The sequence below is a fragment of the Flagellimonas sp. ABD4_174 genome, assembly GCF_056160185.1.
Window position 1 is genome coordinate 963,494 of the sequence record NZ_JBSWWP010000001.1, and the last position, 16,876, is coordinate 980,369.

A 16,876-nucleotide genomic window follows, 5' to 3' on the forward strand; every position below is an offset into this window, starting at 1 on the left:
AATCAAAACCATGTTTAAAAGAGTACTGCTAACCGCCCTTTTAGCCATAATTTTTGTTTCCTGTCAGCAAAAACCAGAATCCGATATCAGCTACGAAATTTCTGCTGTGTTGGTAGATAGTATTCCGCAACTTAAAATAAAAATGACCTTAGAGGCCAGTTCGGACGGCACTACATTGCTTTCTTTTCCCAACGAAGCATGGGGCGAAGAAGACCTGTTTAAAACACTTGGCCGTATGGAACTTTTAAATGTAGAAGGCGTGGTGGAAAAAGATGTGGATAGTGGTCGGATTGTATTAATGCATCCGAAAGGGGTGAAAAAATTGGAGTTTGAATATTTTCTTAAACAGGATTTTGAAGGAGAAATTTCAACTCGGGAAATATACCGACCTATTATCAATTCAGATTATTTCCATGTGTTTTCCCATAATTTGTTCATGGTGCCGGAAAATGCAAAGCATAGCATGGATATTGTCTTGGATTGGACATCTTTTGGGAAAGATTATGTTGTTCACAACAGTTTTGGGAGTAATAAGAAAATGCAACTATTACAAAACCAGGATATGGATTTGTTCAATAGCGCCATTTTTGTTGGAGGTGATTTTAGAATTTATGAGGGGCAAATACAAGGGAACAGGGTCAGCTTGGCCACCCGAGGCGATTGGATTCCTTTTGCGGATGAAGACGTTTTTCTGGTTTTGGAAAAGACCTTGACCTGTCAGCGAAACTTTTGGAACGATCATTCCCAAGACTATTTTACAGTTACCCTGCAACCCTTTCCGCAAGAAAATGGCAGTAGTTTTCAAGGTACTGGTCTAACCAATTCCTTTGCAACATCGGTTTCCAACAACGACCAGACCGATATTGGTCAAATGGTGTATCTTTTCAACCACGAGTTAATGCACAATTGGATCGGGCATACCATAACCAACGATAACGAGGAAGAACAATATTGGTTCAGTGAGGGGTTTACCGAATATTATACTTATAAGAATATTGCGAAAAACAAGATCAATGGTCTGGACGGTGCTTTTTTTGTTCAAGAAATCAATCGTACTATTAGAGATCTATACGCATCATCGATAGGCGAGGTACCCAATGCTGAAATCAACTACGATAACTTTTGGTCCGATTATGAGTATTCCAAACTGCCGTATTGGCGAGGGGCGATTTTTGCCTTTTACCTTGATCAGAAAATTCAACAAATAGGTGATGGTAGCCAAAGTTTGGACCATGTAATGCATCAGATCTATGCAGATGCTACCACTAAGGACCAAAAACTGACCCATGATTATTTCATTCAAGTGATGGATGGGTTTTGGGATGGTGATTTTGAATCGGTTTTCCAAAAGTATATTGAAGAAGGGCAAAAAGTGGATTTGGTAGCACTGTTTGATGCACTGGCATTGGAATACAGTGCGGAAAGTGATATTTACGAGTTGGGTTTTAAATTTACCGATGACCGAAAGGAAATTGCAAGCGTAACAGAAGGAAGCAAGGCTTGGGAAGCAGGTGTCCGAGAAGGTGATGAGGTATTTTCCCGAAGCATATGGCAAGGCAATATTGATCATAAAGTTGAGCTGGGTCTCCGAAGAAACGGTGAGGAGTTCAATATATCGTATTACCCAGTAACAAAAGCAGCGGTACCCCAATTGAAGCCCGCTGCAGAAAATATCGAAAAGCTTGGATTTTAGCTTACCAATGCTATATCCAAAAGCTGTAGTCCGTCATCGATCAAATGGCCCACTTTTGGATTATCCTGCTTAATGTGCTCCAAGTGTTCCATAATCTCTTTCTGAAAAGCCAGATTATTGTCCTGCTTGGCAAGCTCATACAATTCTACGGGCAGTAACCAGTCCTTTGGATGGTCCTTTTTTAGGGCTTTTAATACCTTGTTTCGGGAAATTGTGGTATTTGTTCCTTCCCTAAACTCCCTCACTTGTTTATAAAATAACTCCAGTTGTAATCTTTTTTCGCTTTTCTTGGGTTTGATGGTACTTTCTGTGATTTGATGGCTCATTAAATTAAAGCTGTTCAGGTCGGCAGGGCCGTTGTAGGCCGAAACAATATTTTGGCCAACAGCCATGTGGTACAAACCCCAGTCGGGTTGGAACAACACATTGTCGCCATGCGTAACCGTACAGTTTTCAAATGTTATCAATATGATTTTGCCCATTAGATTACGGGTTCCGGTAACAATGGTTCCCGTTACTTTAATTCCACCTTCAAATTCGAGGGTTATCTGTTCTCCTTCATATATTTTGTAGGCCTTAAGGTCTCTTGGCCCCATATCTTCGATCGCGATATTGATGCCTTTCAATTTACCGATCGGTGAACCAAAACCTTCGGCATGGTGGGCTATACTGTGCCCAACAAGTTCTTTTTCTCGATAGGCCAGTGCAGTTCCGCTGTTGGTCTGTATGTAGATCGGTTTCGCGTTATTTTCGATCACGTTGCTGAACTCTCCCGAGATTTGCAGACCAGTGCTTAGTTCAATAGTGCCGAGTGCTTTGGAGGCTATCAATTTTTTAATCCCTGCCAGACCTCCCGTCCGCACGGCCATGGTGTTGGCAAAGTCTTCCAGTACCTGGCTCAAAAAGGCAAAATCGGGTGTTACAAAAAGCTGGGGTTGAGGTTTGGTAATGTCGAATTCGGTATGTGCCGCTTCGATGGAGTAGGGAATTTTTTTCACCTTGTCCGTCATGCACCAAGCACTTTCGCCAATAGAGGAAAGTAGTCCCGCTCCATAAATTTTTGGGTTGTCCACAGTTCCGATGAGGCCATATTCCACTGTCCACCAGTGCAGGTTTCGGATAAGCGCCATTTCACTGGGTTCGCCCATATTTTTTTGTAGATGTTCAATGTGTTCTTCCGCTTCTTCTATCTCACTTTGAGGAGTTCCATGTGCCTCTTTTATTATCGAAAGATGGCGAACCGCATTATAGAGTTCGTAGTCTTTTGCACTGGAAATCGCCTTGCAGCCAATTTCCCCGAACCTGCGCAAGTATTCCGCATATTCTGGATTGGCGATAATAGGGGCATGTCCGGCACCTTCGTGGATAATATCCGGGGCAGGGGTATATTCGATGTTTTCAAGTTGTCGAATGTCCGATGCGATTACGAGTACGTTATAAGCCTGGAACTCCATAAAGGCCGAAGGCGGGATAAATCCGTCCACAGCAACGGCTGCCCAACCAATTTCTTTCAAGATTCGGTTCATGCCATACATATTGGGAATGTGGTCAATGGAAATTCCGGTCTTTTTTAGGCCATCTACATAAGATTTATGGGCCACTTTGCTCAAATAATCTACATTCTTGCGCATAACATAACGCCAAACAGCCTGGTCTATAGCCGTGTACTCTTCATAATTTTGGGGCTTTATGAATTGTTTCAGGTGTTTTGGGAGTTTGTCCAGAATTGGATTGGATTCGTAGTTCATAGGTCAATTTTTATGCGACCTAAATATACGAAATCGATATAGGATATTTTCTTAAGAATCGTTAAGCGCAATAAAAAACCGCCCTAAAGGGCGGTCTAAATTTTAGTTGGTGGCCACGGCCATTTGTGGGGGGTATTTCTCGAGAATTTGGGAAACAAATTCACGGATACGCTGTTCTTTCTTTTCAATATTATTGGTATTGTTCAAGGTGCCTATTCCACGACCTTGCCATACCAGTTCTTTTTTATTGGCATCGATCACATCAATATATAGAGAGCCCTCGGTACTTGTGCTTACATTGTTGCCTCCCCAGCCCCAACCCGGGCCCCAGGCCCATGCAGGACCCCAGCCCCAACCCCAGCCCCAGCCGAAGTTGTTGTTGTACACATCTACACGTTCGCGTTCTTTGGTGAATATACTGATCAGCATATCGGGCTTATCCGATTTAACAAAACCTCTTGACCCCATTTCGGCCTCAATGGCGCGCAGGATTCTTTTTTTGTCCAAATCGGAAATTTGGGCTTTATCTATTCCGGTTTTATAAAAGGCGTAACTCTTGTAATTGTTGAAGTCAGCTTTCTGATCATAATCGGAAACAACCCGAACAGAGGAACAAGAAGCTAAAAACCCGATGCAGAAGACGGCAAGTGCCAAACGTGTTAAACTTTTCATAGTACTTTTTTTAATTGTTTGAGATATCCCTAAAAAGACCACAAATATTATGCCGAAAATTAAATTATTGAGCGTTGATTTTAGGGTCGTAGCCAAACGGGCAATGTCGGCAACCACTTTCGCAACAGTATCCACGTTTTAGGTGATATTGCTCGGTAAAAACCCGATATCCATGTTCCGATAAATAATAATCTCCTTCTTCCAGTGGAATGCGCTCTTTCATCCGTAGCCCAGCTTTTACTACCTAAAAATAAGGCTTTCGTGCCAAAACTGCCAAGGATTTAGGATTTTGAAAACAATGTTGTTCACCGAAATTGTTGATGGAATTATCGTAACTGTCCAATTTTGAGCGCTTTTTGCAGTTATATTTGTTGGTAACCAATTGACAGTAACCATTTGATACTCGTTTTTAAACATTTCTTTTATAAAAATTATGTTGGCCTTTCGCTTTGGCCATTCATTATTCTAAAGGAAGATTCCTTAAAAGCGGATGAGGTGCTCATCAACCACGAGCGCATCCATTTAAAACAACAAAGGGAACTGCTCATATTACCTTTTTATATTCTTTATGTTTCCGAATGGTTGTTGCGTACGGTATTGTATTTGGACAGTTACCGTGCCTACCAGAATATAAGTTTTGAACGGGAAGCCTATACCAATGAAAAGGATATGCAGTATCTTTCCAAGCGGAAAACCTTTGGGTTTTTGCAGTACCTGACCCGTTAATTTTTTAGATTGAACATACCCGATCAGTATATTGATTTGCCCCTTTTGAAAGAAAAGGGCATTCGCCTTTGCCTGAAAAGAGAGGATACTATCCATCCCTTTATATCTGGGAACAAGTACCGTAAACTTAAATATAACTTGATCGAGGCCAAAAACCAGGGCAAAAGTACCTTGCTCACCTTTGGTGGGGCCTTTTCCAACCATATAGCCGCCACTGCCTTTGCAGGGTTTGAACAAGGCATACCAACAATAGGGGTGATACGTGGCGAAGAACTGGCGGACAAATGGCAGAGCAATCCGACTTTAAAACTTGCCCACGAACATGGCATGCAGTTCCATTTTGTGTCTCGCCGCGATTATCGGACTAAAGAAACTCAGGCCTTTGTTGAAAAGTTAAAAGAAAAATTTGGTGATTTTTATCTGTTGCCCGAAGGTGGAACCAACACTTTGGCAGTAAAAGGCTGTGCCGAAATTTTAACGGAATTCGATGCTCAATTCGATTACATCTGTAGTGCGGTGGGTACAGGTGGTACCATGGCAGGGCTTATCAATGCATCCAGAGCGCATCAGACCGTCTTGGGATTCCCGGCCTTGAAGGGTGATTTTTTAACCCACGAAATTCAAAAATATTCACATAGCGGTCAATGGCGCCTTATTATGGATTATCATTTTGGAGGGTACGCCAAATTAAATGCCGAACTGATCGAGTTCATCAATCTTTTTAAACAAAAAACAGGCATCCCACTGGATCCCATATACACAGGTAAGATGCTTTTTGGTATTTTTGACCTTATAAAAAAGGATTTTTTTACACCAGGAACCCAAATCTTGGCAATCCATACAGGGGGGCTGCAGGGCATAAAAGGCATGAACCTTGTATTGAAAAAGAAGAATTTACCGTTATTGGACGTATGATCAGGCAAATAGGTTATGTATTGATAGTGGCGCTTTTGCTTTCTAGCTGTGGTGCAAAAAAGAAACGTAGTACCCACCGTAAGGGGGCTCCGACCATTAGTAATTCCGACAGAACTCCCACGAGTTCCCCAAAGGAGAACACGGATGAAACCGGGCTATATCCCATGCCGGAAGATACCGGGCGTTTTGCGCGTTTTCCCATTTCGGATACACAACATTATATCGAGACTTTTGCCGAGATTGCCCAGTACGAAATGCGTGCGTATGGTATACCCGCCAGTATTACCTTGGCACAGGGCATTTTGGAGAGTGGCTCCGGTCGTGGGGAGCTCACCCTAAAAACCAATAATCATTTTGGGATAAAGTGCCATGCCGGCTGGCAGGGCGAGTTCGATTTTCACGACGATGATGCCAAGGGAGAGTGTTTTAGAAAATACAACCATCCCATGTACTCCTTCCGCGATCATAGTATTTTCCTGTCCACACGTTCACGCTATGCGTTTTTGTTCAATTATAAACGGGACGATTATAAAAAATGGGCTCATGGTTTGCGGCAGGCCGGATATGCCACCGACCGCAAGTATCCCCAAAAGTTGATTGCACTTATAGAACGGTACGATTTGCATAAGTACGATGAAGAGGTCGTTGAAAATGGCTTGTCCACGGTTAGGGACACCAAACAATATGAAGTGTTTACCCACGAAGTGAAGAAAGGGGATACACTTTACGGAATTTCCAAACGATACGATATTTCGGTCGAGGAACTGCGCCGTCTCAATAACCTGAACGGCAATATTATTTCCATAGGTCAAATACTCAATATCCGAAGGGCGCAGTAGTTTTTAATATCATTCAAGGCAGAACGAAGCATCTCTCTTATCCTTATGAATTCCGTTTCCAAGAACGAACGATCCTCATTACCTTTGTAGCACCTGCGTCAACCTGAACTCGTTTCAGGTTCTCATTGTTTTTTTGACCGACAGCAATGGGATGTTGAAATAAATTCAGCATGACGGCAGTTCTTCATGGTCCGATTATCGTTCTGGGCAGAACGAAGCATCCCTCATATCCCTATGAATTCCGTTTCCAAGAACGAACGATCCTCATTACCTTTGCAGCACCTGTGTCAACCTGAACTCGTTTCAGGTTCTCACAAGGTTTTATGACCGACAGCAATGGGATGTTGAAATAAATTCAGCATGACGGCAGTTCTTCATGGTCCGATTATCGTTCTGGGCAGAACGAAGCATCCCTCATATCCCTATGAATTCCGTTTCCAAGAACGAACGATCCTCATTACCTTTGCAGCACCTGCGTCAACCTGAACTCGTTTCAGGTTCTCACAAGGTTTTAGGACCGACAGCAATGGGATGCTGAAATAAATTCAGCATGACGGCAGTTCTTCATGGTCCGATTATCGTTCTGGGCAGAACGAAGCATCCCTCATATCCCTATGAATTCCGTTTCCAAGAACGAACGATCCTCATTACCTTTGCAGCACCTGCGTCAACCTGAACTCGTTTCAGGTTCTCATTGTTTTTTTGACTGACAACAATGGGATGTTGAAATAAACTCAGCATGACGGGATGAATAAAAGTATACTATGATCTACCAACGAAGCAGTGCCTTGTTTGCAGAGGCCAAAAAATACATCCCCGGAGGGGTTAATTCACCAGTAAGAGCATTCAAAGCTGTAGGGGGCGACCCTATTTTTATCAAAGAAGCCAAAGGAGCGTATTTGTACGATGCCGATGGCAACCGACTTATCGATTACATTGCTTCGTGGGGGCCGCTTATTTTGGGTCATGCTTACGAACCGGTGATCAATGCTGTTATCGAAAAAGCTAAAAAGGGCACTTCCTTTGGAACGCCCACCGAAATTGAGACCGAACTCGCACAATTGGCGGTGTCCATGGTGCCCAATATCGATAAAATACGCTTTGTAAACAGTGGAACCGAAGCTTGTATGAGTGCGGTGCGCCTCGCGCGCGGGTACACGGGCAAGGACAAAATCATCAAGTTTGCGGGCTGCTACCACGGCCATTCCGATTCTTTTTTGATACAGGCCGGGAGTGGGGCCGTAACTTTTGGTAGTCCCAACAGTCCCGGGGTTACGCAGGGCACGGCCAAGGATACCCTATTGGCGGATTACAACGATTTGGAGGGCGTAAAAGCTTTGGTGGAAGCGAATAAGGGCGAAATTGCGGCCATTATTTTGGAACCCGTAGCGGGGAATATGGGCTGTATTATCCCCAAGGAAGAATTTATAAAAGGCCTACGCGAACTCTGCACCCAAGAAGGTATTTTGTTGTTGTTTGATGAGGTAATGACGGGCTTTCGTCTCGGGAAAGGGGGCGCACAGGAAGCCTTGGGCATTGATGCCGACATTGTAATGTTCGGAAAAGTGATCGGGGGCGGACTGCCCGTAGGGGCGTTTGCGGCCCGTGCAGAGATTATGGCGCATCTGGCCCCCGAAGGACCGGTGTACCAAGCAGGTACCTTGAGCGGAAATCCTTTGGCGATGAGTGCCGGACTGGCCATGCTTACCGCGTTGAACAACCAACCTGAAATTTTTGACAGCCTTGCCGAAAAAACGGAATATTTGCACAAGGGCATTGCCGAGACCCTGACAGAAAAAGGTGTAACGCACCAAATTAACCGCTACGGCAGTATGATCTCCGTACACTTTACGGACGAACCTGTGGTGGATTTTGCCAGCTCGGCGAAGGGCAATAATGATACGTTTAAGAAATATTTCCACGGCATGTTGGAGAACGGGGTGTACTTACCGCCTTCTGCTTTTGAAAGCTATTTTTTAAACGACGCCCTTAGTTATGCTGATTTGGATAAGACGATTGAAGCGGTGGGGAGGGTTTTTTAATAACGTTTGGCTATGCGTAGTGCCCTAACTATACTGCATGTAGATATTGTAGTATGCCATATATTATTCTAACAGTTTTAGAATTTTTCTTTTTACTGACTTCTTTATTGGATTTCTAATTGAGTCTGAAGAGAACTTATGACTAAATCCGAATATGGTCAATAAACCTAAGATGATAAAGGAAACAATTTGCAAGGTCTTTGATATAGCAGGAAAAAGAAATGATGCAATACTTACTAAGAATGACGAAATAATTAAGATGTAAAAAAGACCAAGAATCAAATTTGCTACTTTTAGACCAAATACTTCTGCCTTTTGATTAATTTTTTCTTCTTTCCGTGATAATGTGGTTGTCAATTTCTCATTTTGGGACTGTAATGATTTATTTTCAGATTCAACTTCTAGTCTCTTAGCTCTCTCTTCCTCGCTCATTCTATCTAGGAACTGGTTTACAAGTTGAGAGGTGGACTCACCACTAAATAACTCAGGGTCTCCTAATGTTTTAGAAGACAGCATTTCAATAGCAACGTGGTGTGTGCGAAGTGTTAAATAAGTGGAGTTGTTAATCCTACCTTTCTCTTTTAGTTTTTTGAGTTCGGCTTCATATTCCTTAATTAGTTCTTCAGAAGGGCTAATTCCTGCATAGCAATCTGATAAAACCCTCTGCTTATTAATTTTGTCAGCAAGAACAGGATTTTGAATCCATATTAAAGTTGACAGAAATATGTCGGTAAAACAAGTTGGAATTGTATTGTTGCGCTTATTAAGCTTGTTTTCAAAAACTCTACTTGCAAATGCTAATGCTGAACTAGTGGTGACAAAAATAGCCTTGGCATCTTTAATGCTTATTGGAATTTTGCCTTTTCTAAACCTATATATTCCTGACAGCACCTTCACATCCCTTCTTATTGTGCGCTCTAAATAATCTGGTAAGTTAGCCTTAATCTTATTTAGTGTTCGTGGCTTTTTATCACCGCGATTTATTTTTTCATAGGACTCAATAATGGTGTCAAAAAGTTCCTCTTCATTGATTACCAACTTGTAATCCTCATAATCTGGAACTTCATTTTCATCAATACCCAACTCCTCCATTCTGGCAGAAAAGTCAGCCATTATTTGCTCAATATCTTCTGGCTTTATATTGTTTTCAACACACATGCGAACAGAGAGAGATTGTGAAATTCCATTTCCTTTTTTTAAGGTTGATTTACATCCGTCTAAAATGTTAAGTACTTCACTTATGGTTGTTTGGAGAACATATAAGTTAGCGTTCTCATTTCTTAATTGACTCAAAATTTCTTCAGAAAGTTGAGTTCTCTTCTCGCCATTTATTCCAAGTAAACTTAAAATAAATGGTGTATCTAAGTAGATATCAAGATTAGCAAGTTTACCTTTGAAAGGGTTAAATTCATCATATAGTATTATAGAACTTAAAGCATGTCCAATTGAAATATCCTTAAGGTAATTAACTAGGATAGGATTTGAATCCCAATTTTCTACAACAAACCAACAAATAAGATATTTCAGTTTTTCTGGAGCATCTGCCTTTGGAAGAATAGAGAGACTTTCAGCTCCAAAAGAAATATCGGCATCATGTTGTTTCAGAAAAGCAAGAAGTCCCTCTGAAATTTCATCTTCATTGAATGTTATACCTTCTGGGGCATTTTGCTTAATAAATTTTTGTAGTTCCTTGAGAACGTAGTTATAAGCTCGGTTAATTTCTGCTCTTACCTTGGTATTATCTTCAACATTGATTTTGGTTTCATTCACAGTATATATTCCATTGTCAACTGTGAAATAATCCCTCTTTTTCGCTCGATTTACGATTGTAATTAATGCTGAGCTAGGCAAATCCAAACCATATTCATCAAGAATCGCTTTTTTTATTAGTGAAACGTTCTCAATGTCAAAGTTCTTTATTTGTTTAGAGAGAATTGTGGTTACTAATAGAGGCAGAAAGCAATCAATATAGTCAACTCCTTTTGACCAATTTACTTTTAATAATGCTAAACTTAGTATTGTTCTATTCATATTTTTCTTTGAAATGACATACAACTAGTTCTTCTACCATAAAATACATCCATATACTCCCAAATAGGAATGTTATCGATGCATATACAAAGTATGCTCTGTTCAGTAAGTATAGGGGAGGGGCTGCGAGTAGGCAAATTACTAATTACCAATAAAATAACATTACGGAAAAACCTTAAAAAAACTGGGGGAAAGGTGCAATATGCAGTTGACAGTAGGCAATTAGCAATGGACAATGAACAATGGACAATGGGGAGTTTGCAGTGGGCCATGGTGCTAGCTATGCTAGATTGCGTTGGTGGGTAGCTATATTCAAAGGGTGCCAAAGCGCATTATATTGGGGTACTTTCCGTAATCTGTGAACGTGACAATGATGATATGATTGGCGTACTACTTTAATAATCCCACATGGCTATGGGATTCTTTTTTTGTTCGTGCATATCACCACCCGAAATCCGGTCCCAGAAACGGCCGCCAACAATCTGTTCGGCATCATAGGTTACCACCAAATAATCTTCCAGGTTACCGTCCAGCGCTGTGTTTTCCATTTCAAAAGTCCATAGCTTTAATTTTCCCCTTCTATCCTCAGCCAAAACACTTTTTACAAACCCATGGGGAATGGGAATGTCTATTCCGTAATCATCCTGTTCATCACCAATGGTTTCGATCAATCGGTCAAAATAAAAAATGGGGCAGGTCAAAACATAGGTTTCCAAGATGTCGTCCGTGTCATTTAAAGTTCGAATGGCCTGCTCCAAATCCCGCCATATCCTTCTGTTGAAATTGGGTCGTTGTGGCGCCATGTTCGACATTAGAAAGGTTTCACTGTTCTGTATCTCCAAAATATCGTTGTTCGCGCTGGCCACTAAATGTCCTCTATCAAAACCGCTGCCCCGGTAAGCACTTAAACCCGCTCTAAACCGTTCCGGTATTCTGATGTCGGCCCGAAAATTATCCATTCGCTCGGCATCGGTCAACAGATAGTCGTTTCTGTTGATGATTTCCAGCGTCCACTTGGCTTGCCGGAAGTACCAAGAATAGCCAATGGTGAAATACCGGCCAATTAAAATTTCATCGCAAACTGGTGCACCATACCTGAGTTCCCGCTGAATGTGAAAAGGATTGTCCATAAGAGTAGCTTTAAGGTTTAAAATTCGTTTTGCATGACACAAATATGTGGCTCCATTGCGTATATACCAACACCGTGTAAGGCATCCAGTTCATACGCTCTGTAGCTTTGGTCCAAGCTGTTTCTAAATTCTACGGGGGACTTGTTCAAGTTACTAATTATCAATAAATTACGATTGCATCAAATCCTTAAAAAAACTGGGGGAAATGTATAGTTTGCAGTAGGCAGTAGGCAGTAGGCAGTAGGCAGTAGGCAGTGGTTGGTATTTTAAGTCGGAATACTAGTTGTTGGCTTTCCTGTTCTTTTTATCGGCGGTTTTTTGCACGTCTCTATAATCAATATCGTTATCCACAATATTTTTAAAGGCCTCGATCCATCCATTTTTAAAGATATTGATCACGGTGGGCCACGTTTTGGTTTTTACATTGTTGAGGTCGCCTTCAATGGGCACTTTGGTGGCCAAGGTGTTCTCCTTGTGATTTTTTAGAACAAACTTAAAGAAGCCAACAAAGCCTTCCCACAGAGTTTCCAAAAAAGCATCTTCCTTTCCGATCAACTTCGCATTTTTAATGATCGGTTTTAGGGAACCTTCTAAATAGCCATCGGCAATCGCCATTTCGCCATAAAAGTTAAACTGGCCCTTGTTAAAATCGATGCCTGCATAATGGTCGGTAAAATTGTTCAGGGCAGTGGCGTCGGCATTTTCCAAAGCGAGGGCCAAATCCATATCCGGGATTTGCTTAACCAGGTCCATTTTACTCTCCAAATGCAAGTTTCCTCCGCCAAAGGATACGGCTTCGGCCACCAAGTTGGAGGGGAGTCGCTCCCCGGTGCGTACCACATTGCGCAGGTTGTTGGCGTATAGCTCTATTTGATCGAGGTGAAGATCAATATTGGGGTCGGCAGCGAGCTGCACAAAGGCCATTTTACCATCGTGGATTTCCAGTTGGTTAATGTCGATCGGAACCAAATCTGTCAACGCTTTGGTCCAATCGTCAATGTTGGCATTTGCTTCCGTTTCTTTTTGTTGGTCCTCGAACACATAAATAAGCGAGGGCCGGTACATGCTGATCTCGCTTACGATTTTGCCTTTTAACAACGAGGCCCACTCAATGGAGATGTTCGTTCGTTCAAAATTGAGGAAAGGAATCTCGGTTTCGGCATTTACTTTGTTCAAGTACAATTGATCTATGGTGTAGGACCCGGTGATCAGGGAAAGGTCAATATCCTCCACCTGGCCATAATACCCGGGGATATCGGCCAATACCTTGTTTACATAATTTTTTACAAGGTAGGGGAGCGCCAACCGAAGGCCCACCAAAAGCACAAGGATAATGACCGGAACGAGAAAGCGTTTTCTTTTGATGATATGTTTGCGATTAGTCGACATACTCAGTTTTTTTCTTTTTTTCCATTACCGGTCACTGTGTCCAACAGGCCAGCTTTTAGGTTGAGCCACAAATAATTGAAAAAGGATTTATCCTGTTCCCTTTTTACGGTAAAATCACCGTGCCTAAAACCGTCCTTATCGGTTTTGTGGCCATTTTTGGCAAAGAGATTTACCACCGCGGTGAGGAGTTTGTTAACGCCCAAACGATTTTTTTTGAGAATGGTAAACTCAAAATTGTCGTATTTCATTTTTATATCCCCATGCGATTCCAGTTCGTTGCCGTTTATGGTAAAATACATTTGCTGTACGTTGCCCTTCACCTCGGCCTGTAGGTTGGATTTTAAAAAAGGGTTAATGCTTTCGGTCTGGAAATTGGATAGTGATCCTTTTACCAAAAATGCGTTGGCCTTGTTTTGGGGGTCAAAACTCCAATCGAGCGCAAAGGGAGCATTGTCCATTAATCTGGCCTTTATGGCCACCATAACCTCCCCATGGCCATGGCTGTGTAGATTGCCCACGGTGGCCTCAATACCGGAAAAGCTCACATTTTCTGGTTCCACATCGGCCTCTATCCGTTCTTGGTAGGTAATGAGACCGTTCGAAATTTGAACAGTATCCACTTGCAAGTCCAATTGCATATCCCTCAAGGCTGCGTTGTAGAGTTTTTTATGTGTGGTATCGTCTGGTAATAATTTGTCGCGGTACACTTGAAATTTTGGGGATTGCAACAGAAGTTCTGACAAATGGAAACAGGGTTTTCCACTTTTGCTGCCGAACCCCCAATTTTTTAAACCGATATGATCGATCTTTAGGTCGTAATGGTCGTGTTCCTTGGACAGTTTTTTGGATAGTTCGGAAGGGCTGTACCTGGTGCGCCATACAAATTTTTTCAGCCCTCCTTTTTCGGAGGATAGATGTAATTGTTCAAAGGCCGCATATTCCAATGGGTTGATTTGGAAGTAGCCGTCTTCGGTGCTCAATTGAAATTTATCGTAGGTGAAGGGAATCATCTCTTTTGCACTTTCCGAATCAAATTGGATGTCCGACATGGACAGATGTATGCCTTTAACCGTTGCTGTACTGTCCAATTTTGTGTTACCGATCACAAAGTTCCCGTTTTCTAAACTGAAATTTTTGATGGTATATGTATTTCGGGGTTTTTCTTTGGTTGTTGATGAAGAAGAACCCTTTTGGGTTGGATGATAGGAAAATGTAGGGGATTTAACTGTGAGATCGGTAATGGTAATGTCCGCATGTAAGAGCAGGGGAAAAAGTCTTAAGCCAGAAATGGTGAAGGATTCTGCCTTAAAATCCAGGTTTTGTTCCCTATGCTTTGCATTTACCTGACCCAAGCTTATTTTTCCGAATAGTACATTGGTGCTCAATGTTTCATAAGTTACATGGATAGATGGTGGTAGTTCTTCTTCCAATATGGATTTTACCTTGCTTGTGAAGAACAGTTGTGCAGCTATCGCGATCAGCATCAAAATAGCCAAAGTAAGGACTACCAGTTTTAAAGCTCGCTTGTTTTTAGGTGCGGACATATAAGTTTTGATCAGGTTGTTTTCGACTACAATTTAGAGGATTCATCATCCTTTAAAAATACCAATGCCTCCGAGGGAGTGTCTATTTGAACCGCTTTGTCGTGGTGCAATAGTATGGGCTGCGTGACGACCGCAGGGTTGTTGACCAGTATTTTTAGCCAATCTTCATCTGATTGTAGGTCTTGCGAACTGCCGTATTCCTTTTTAAAATTGGGATGTTGGGTGTTTATGAGGGCTTTGATGGACTTGCCCAACCGTTTTGCAATTTCTGTCCATTGGGTGCCGGTCACCTTGGTTTTGGACAAATCTATGTCCTGTACTTTTTTCGATGAGGATTGTAGGTAGGCCAAGGTCTGCATACCTTTTTGAGTTTCTGCGTTGTAGTACAGGGTTATTTCTCGATGGTTTGTTGCTATTACTCCCATGTCTGTTTTCATTTTAAATAAAATTTACGTTAAGCTAGCTTTTTGTGATGATGGGGCTTAACGCAATCCAATTTTTTTGTGTCGTAAAAGCGGATAAAAAAAGCGGGACAAATGCCCCGCTTTCAACACAAACTAACTCATACTAAACAATAATGGTCTACGATAACAAAAGGTAGTGCCTAGTATTGAGCATCTGAACAAATAAGTATTATAAGCGTTCGTAAACGAACTGGTAGTTTCCTCTTTCACCTTCTGCGCTGGTGTAGGCTGTAAAATCGAATTTGTAATAATTACCGTCGGCGTCCTTAACAATATAGTACACATCTTCGTTGATTACACCGCCAAAGGCATCTCTCCATCCGCTGCCCACAACTGCTCTGTTATCGTACACAAATGCAGATTCTTCCACATCGGTCCTGGTAAAGTTCGCATAGGTGGGCACATCGGCTTCAATGGTAACCTGATAAAGGCCAACACCTCCCATGGTATTGTGCAGTACATAATCGGAAAACGTTAATCCGGCAACAAGCGGGCCTTGGTTTCCATAATAGGCGAAAACACCACTTAGGTTAATGTCCCACTGTTCTTTTGTTGGTTCCACGCTAACAGTATCCCCATTGGTCAGACTAAAGGCAGTAAGGTTATAAGCTGCATCTTTGTTCACCGTTACTTCGTTGTAGGACTCGGTTTCGGCCAAATCGGCGTATTGGAGGGTATAGCTGTTGCCATCGGTTAGGATTCTGATTTTCATGAAACCTCTTTGGTCCCCTGTATGTTTAATGCTTCCCGTTTCGGCCGGTTCCGTAGGGATTTCACTTCCTAGACTTATAATGTACACAAAATTCTCTTCTGCTGTGGTGGATACTTCGGCAATAGCGGTGTCATCCAGATTGCCTTCTGGTCTGTCCGTAAAGGAAATTCCAGCTTCCAGATCACCATATTGTTGGTAGCCGACCGGTAGTCCTTGTACCAGTTCGGCAACGGTATTTACGGTGACGGTGGTTGGTTGGAACATGGCATCCAGGGCATTGAGCTCCATGGATTCGGGCAGATTGCTTGCTTCCGTAACAGAAAGCAGGTCGGTAACACCGGTCAACTCGGCAGCCGATACCAAAAGGGAAGAATTTAGAAACACCCGGTTTTCCGTTCCGTTGTAAAATGCTATTTCCCAGGTATCCCGCTTCACTGCAGTTTGTGTGGCAGAGCTAAAGTCGAAATATACTTGGTTAGGTATATTGGAACCTCCATTTTCCGAATCCACTACGCCGCTGGTAGAAGCAATGGGGGTGTAGCTTACCAAAGTGGAGGTTGTTGTGCCTTGGGACCAATCCGTTTGATCAAATCCATCGATGGTAAATGTTACGGACTTTGTGGAGCCTTCTATGGCATTGGTGAGTTTATTAAACGTAAAGGAGGCGTTTTGTGCTCCACTTGCTACGGGGACGGAAAGTGTTCCTGTTTCCCCATTGGGAGACGTGGTGAAATCTGTTCCATATTCGGCATTGGTGCCAGTATAGCTTAAGGTAATCGTGCCGGCCTCGGATGCTGGCCTGGAAAAATTGAGCTGCACATCCACAGCGGTGTCCTCTTCGTTGGTGCTTACGGTCTCGCTGCTAAAATTAACGGTAAAGTCGATAAGGTCCTGGCCTTCATCATCGCTGCAAGAACTAATGAGCAAAACTAGGGCGATTGCTTTTAGAATGATAATTTTTTTCATTGGTT

General features: G+C 42.3%; 14 protein-coding genes. 5 read left to right on the plus strand and 9 right to left on the minus strand.

The genetic code is table 11. From position 1 onward, the window contains the following. Positions 1–10 precede the first annotated feature (10 nt). Entirely contained in the window at positions 11–1,693 is a 1,683-nt protein-coding gene (locus ACXAFK_RS04180) for a M1 family aminopeptidase (protein WP_474956908.1), read from the plus strand. Here the strand turns inward: ACXAFK_RS04180 and ACXAFK_RS04185 are convergent. From ACXAFK_RS04185 to ACXAFK_RS04195, 3 genes are all read right to left on the minus strand, one after another. After that, on the minus strand, positions 1,690–3,441 hold the full coding sequence (locus ACXAFK_RS04185; protein WP_474956909.1) for an aromatic amino acid hydroxylase: 1,752 nt from the start codon (positions 3,439–3,441) through the stop codon (positions 1,690–1,692). The genes ACXAFK_RS04180 and ACXAFK_RS04185 overlap by 4 nt on opposite strands. 102 nt (positions 3,442–3,543) lie before the next feature. Beyond that, on the minus strand, positions 3,544–4,113 hold the full coding sequence (locus tag ACXAFK_RS04190) for a DUF4136 domain-containing protein (protein ID WP_224836418.1): 570 nt from the start codon (positions 4,111–4,113) through the stop codon (positions 3,544–3,546). 64 nt (positions 4,114–4,177) lie between these two features. Continuing rightward, complete coding sequence (locus ACXAFK_RS04195; protein ID WP_224836419.1) at positions 4,178–4,336, minus strand: DUF5522 domain-containing protein; 159 nt, start codon at positions 4,334–4,336, stop codon at positions 4,178–4,180. A 173-nt stretch (positions 4,337–4,509) separates the two neighbouring features. On the opposite strand from ACXAFK_RS04195, the gene ACXAFK_RS04200 reads away from it, so the two are divergent. The 4 genes from ACXAFK_RS04200 to hemL all read left to right on the plus strand — a co-directional run bounded on the left by ACXAFK_RS04200 (position 4,510) and on the right by hemL (position 8,635). Further along, on the plus strand, positions 4,510–4,839 hold the full coding sequence (locus ACXAFK_RS04200; protein WP_224836420.1) for a hypothetical protein: 330 nt from the start codon (positions 4,510–4,512) through the stop codon (positions 4,837–4,839). 9 nt (positions 4,840–4,848) lie between these two features. After that, the gene (locus tag ACXAFK_RS04205; RefSeq protein WP_474956910.1) at positions 4,849–5,754 is read left to right on the plus strand and encodes a 1-aminocyclopropane-1-carboxylate deaminase/D-cysteine desulfhydrase; all 906 of its coding nucleotides are present in this window, start codon (positions 4,849–4,851) and stop codon (positions 5,752–5,754) included. After that, on the plus strand, positions 5,751–6,593 hold the full coding sequence (locus tag ACXAFK_RS04210; RefSeq protein ID WP_474956911.1) for a glucosaminidase domain-containing protein: 843 nt from the start codon (positions 5,751–5,753) through the stop codon (positions 6,591–6,593). The genes ACXAFK_RS04205 and ACXAFK_RS04210 overlap by 4 nt, the downstream gene beginning before the upstream one ends. A 764-nt stretch (positions 6,594–7,357) precedes the next feature. Then, positions 7,358–8,635 carry a glutamate-1-semialdehyde 2,1-aminomutase gene (hemL, locus tag ACXAFK_RS04215; protein ID WP_474956912.1) on the plus strand — a complete coding sequence of 426 codons (1,278 nt, stop codon included), beginning with the start codon at positions 7,358–7,360 and terminating at the stop codon, positions 8,633–8,635. A gap of 63 nt (positions 8,636–8,698) precedes the next feature. Here hemL and ACXAFK_RS04220 read toward each other — a convergent pair whose 3' ends face one another. The 6 genes from ACXAFK_RS04220 to ACXAFK_RS04245 form a co-directional block, all read right to left on the minus strand. Further along, complete coding sequence (locus ACXAFK_RS04220; RefSeq protein WP_474956913.1) at positions 8,699–10,666, minus strand: hypothetical protein; 1,968 nt, start codon at positions 10,664–10,666, stop codon at positions 8,699–8,701. A 395-nt stretch (positions 10,667–11,061) separates the two neighbouring features. After that, positions 11,062–11,796, minus strand: coding sequence for a DNA/RNA non-specific endonuclease (locus tag ACXAFK_RS04225; RefSeq protein ID WP_474956914.1), 735 nt, complete (start codon positions 11,794–11,796; stop codon positions 11,062–11,064). A 279-nt stretch (positions 11,797–12,075) separates the two neighbouring features. Then, the gene (locus ACXAFK_RS04230) at positions 12,076–13,185 is read right to left on the minus strand and encodes an AsmA family protein (RefSeq protein ID WP_474956915.1); all 1,110 of its coding nucleotides are present in this window, start codon (positions 13,183–13,185) and stop codon (positions 12,076–12,078) included. A 2-nt stretch (positions 13,186–13,187) separates the two neighbouring features. Beyond that, positions 13,188–14,729, minus strand: a complete 1,542-nt coding sequence (locus tag ACXAFK_RS04235; RefSeq protein ID WP_474956916.1) for a hypothetical protein — start codon at positions 14,727–14,729, stop codon at positions 13,188–13,190. Positions 14,730–14,755: 26 nt separating this feature from the next. Beyond that, entirely contained in the window at positions 14,756–15,166 is a 411-nt protein-coding gene (locus tag ACXAFK_RS04240; protein ID WP_474956917.1) for an arsenate reductase family protein, read from the minus strand. A 196-nt stretch (positions 15,167–15,362) separates the two neighbouring features. Next, positions 15,363–16,871 (minus strand): HmuY family protein, encoded by a 1,509-nt coding sequence (locus ACXAFK_RS04245; RefSeq protein ID WP_224837832.1) that lies wholly within the window; start codon positions 16,869–16,871, stop codon positions 15,363–15,365. Positions 16,872–16,876 lie beyond the last annotated feature (5 nt).

Bases quoted from the DNA above. Each gene is read 5' to 3' on its own strand.
- ACXAFK_RS04230 (WP_474956915.1), bottom strand. From the start codon at position 13,185: ATGTCGACTAATCGCAAACATATCATCAAAAGAAAACGCTTTCTCGTT.
- hemL (WP_474956912.1), top strand. From the start codon at position 7,358: ATGATCTACCAACGAAGCAGTGCCTTGTTTGCAGAGGCCAAAAAATAC.
- ACXAFK_RS04185 (WP_474956909.1), bottom strand. From the start codon at position 3,441: ATGAACTACGAATCCAATCCAATTCTGGACAAACTCCCAAAACACCTG.
- ACXAFK_RS04240 (WP_474956917.1), bottom strand. From the start codon at position 15,166: ATGAAAACAGACATGGGAGTAATAGCAACAAACCATCGAGAAATAACC.
- ACXAFK_RS04225 (WP_474956914.1), bottom strand. From the start codon at position 11,796: ATGGACAATCCTTTTCACATTCAGCGGGAACTCAGGTATGGTGCACCA.
- ACXAFK_RS04210 (WP_474956911.1), top strand. From the start codon at position 5,751: ATGATCAGGCAAATAGGTTATGTATTGATAGTGGCGCTTTTGCTTTCT.
- ACXAFK_RS04195 (WP_224836419.1), bottom strand. From the start codon at position 4,336: ATGAAAGAGCGCATTCCACTGGAAGAAGGAGATTATTATTTATCGGAA.
- ACXAFK_RS04245 (WP_224837832.1), bottom strand. From the start codon at position 16,871: ATGAAAAAAATTATCATTCTAAAAGCAATCGCCCTAGTTTTGCTCATT.
- ACXAFK_RS04235 (WP_474956916.1), bottom strand. From the start codon at position 14,729: ATGTCCGCACCTAAAAACAAGCGAGCTTTAAAACTGGTAGTCCTTACT.
- ACXAFK_RS04180 (WP_474956908.1), top strand. From the start codon at position 11: ATGTTTAAAAGAGTACTGCTAACCGCCCTTTTAGCCATAATTTTTGTT.
- ACXAFK_RS04190 (WP_224836418.1), bottom strand. From the start codon at position 4,113: ATGAAAAGTTTAACACGTTTGGCACTTGCCGTCTTCTGCATCGGGTTT.
- ACXAFK_RS04220 (WP_474956913.1), bottom strand. From the start codon at position 10,666: ATGAATAGAACAATACTAAGTTTAGCATTATTAAAAGTAAATTGGTCA.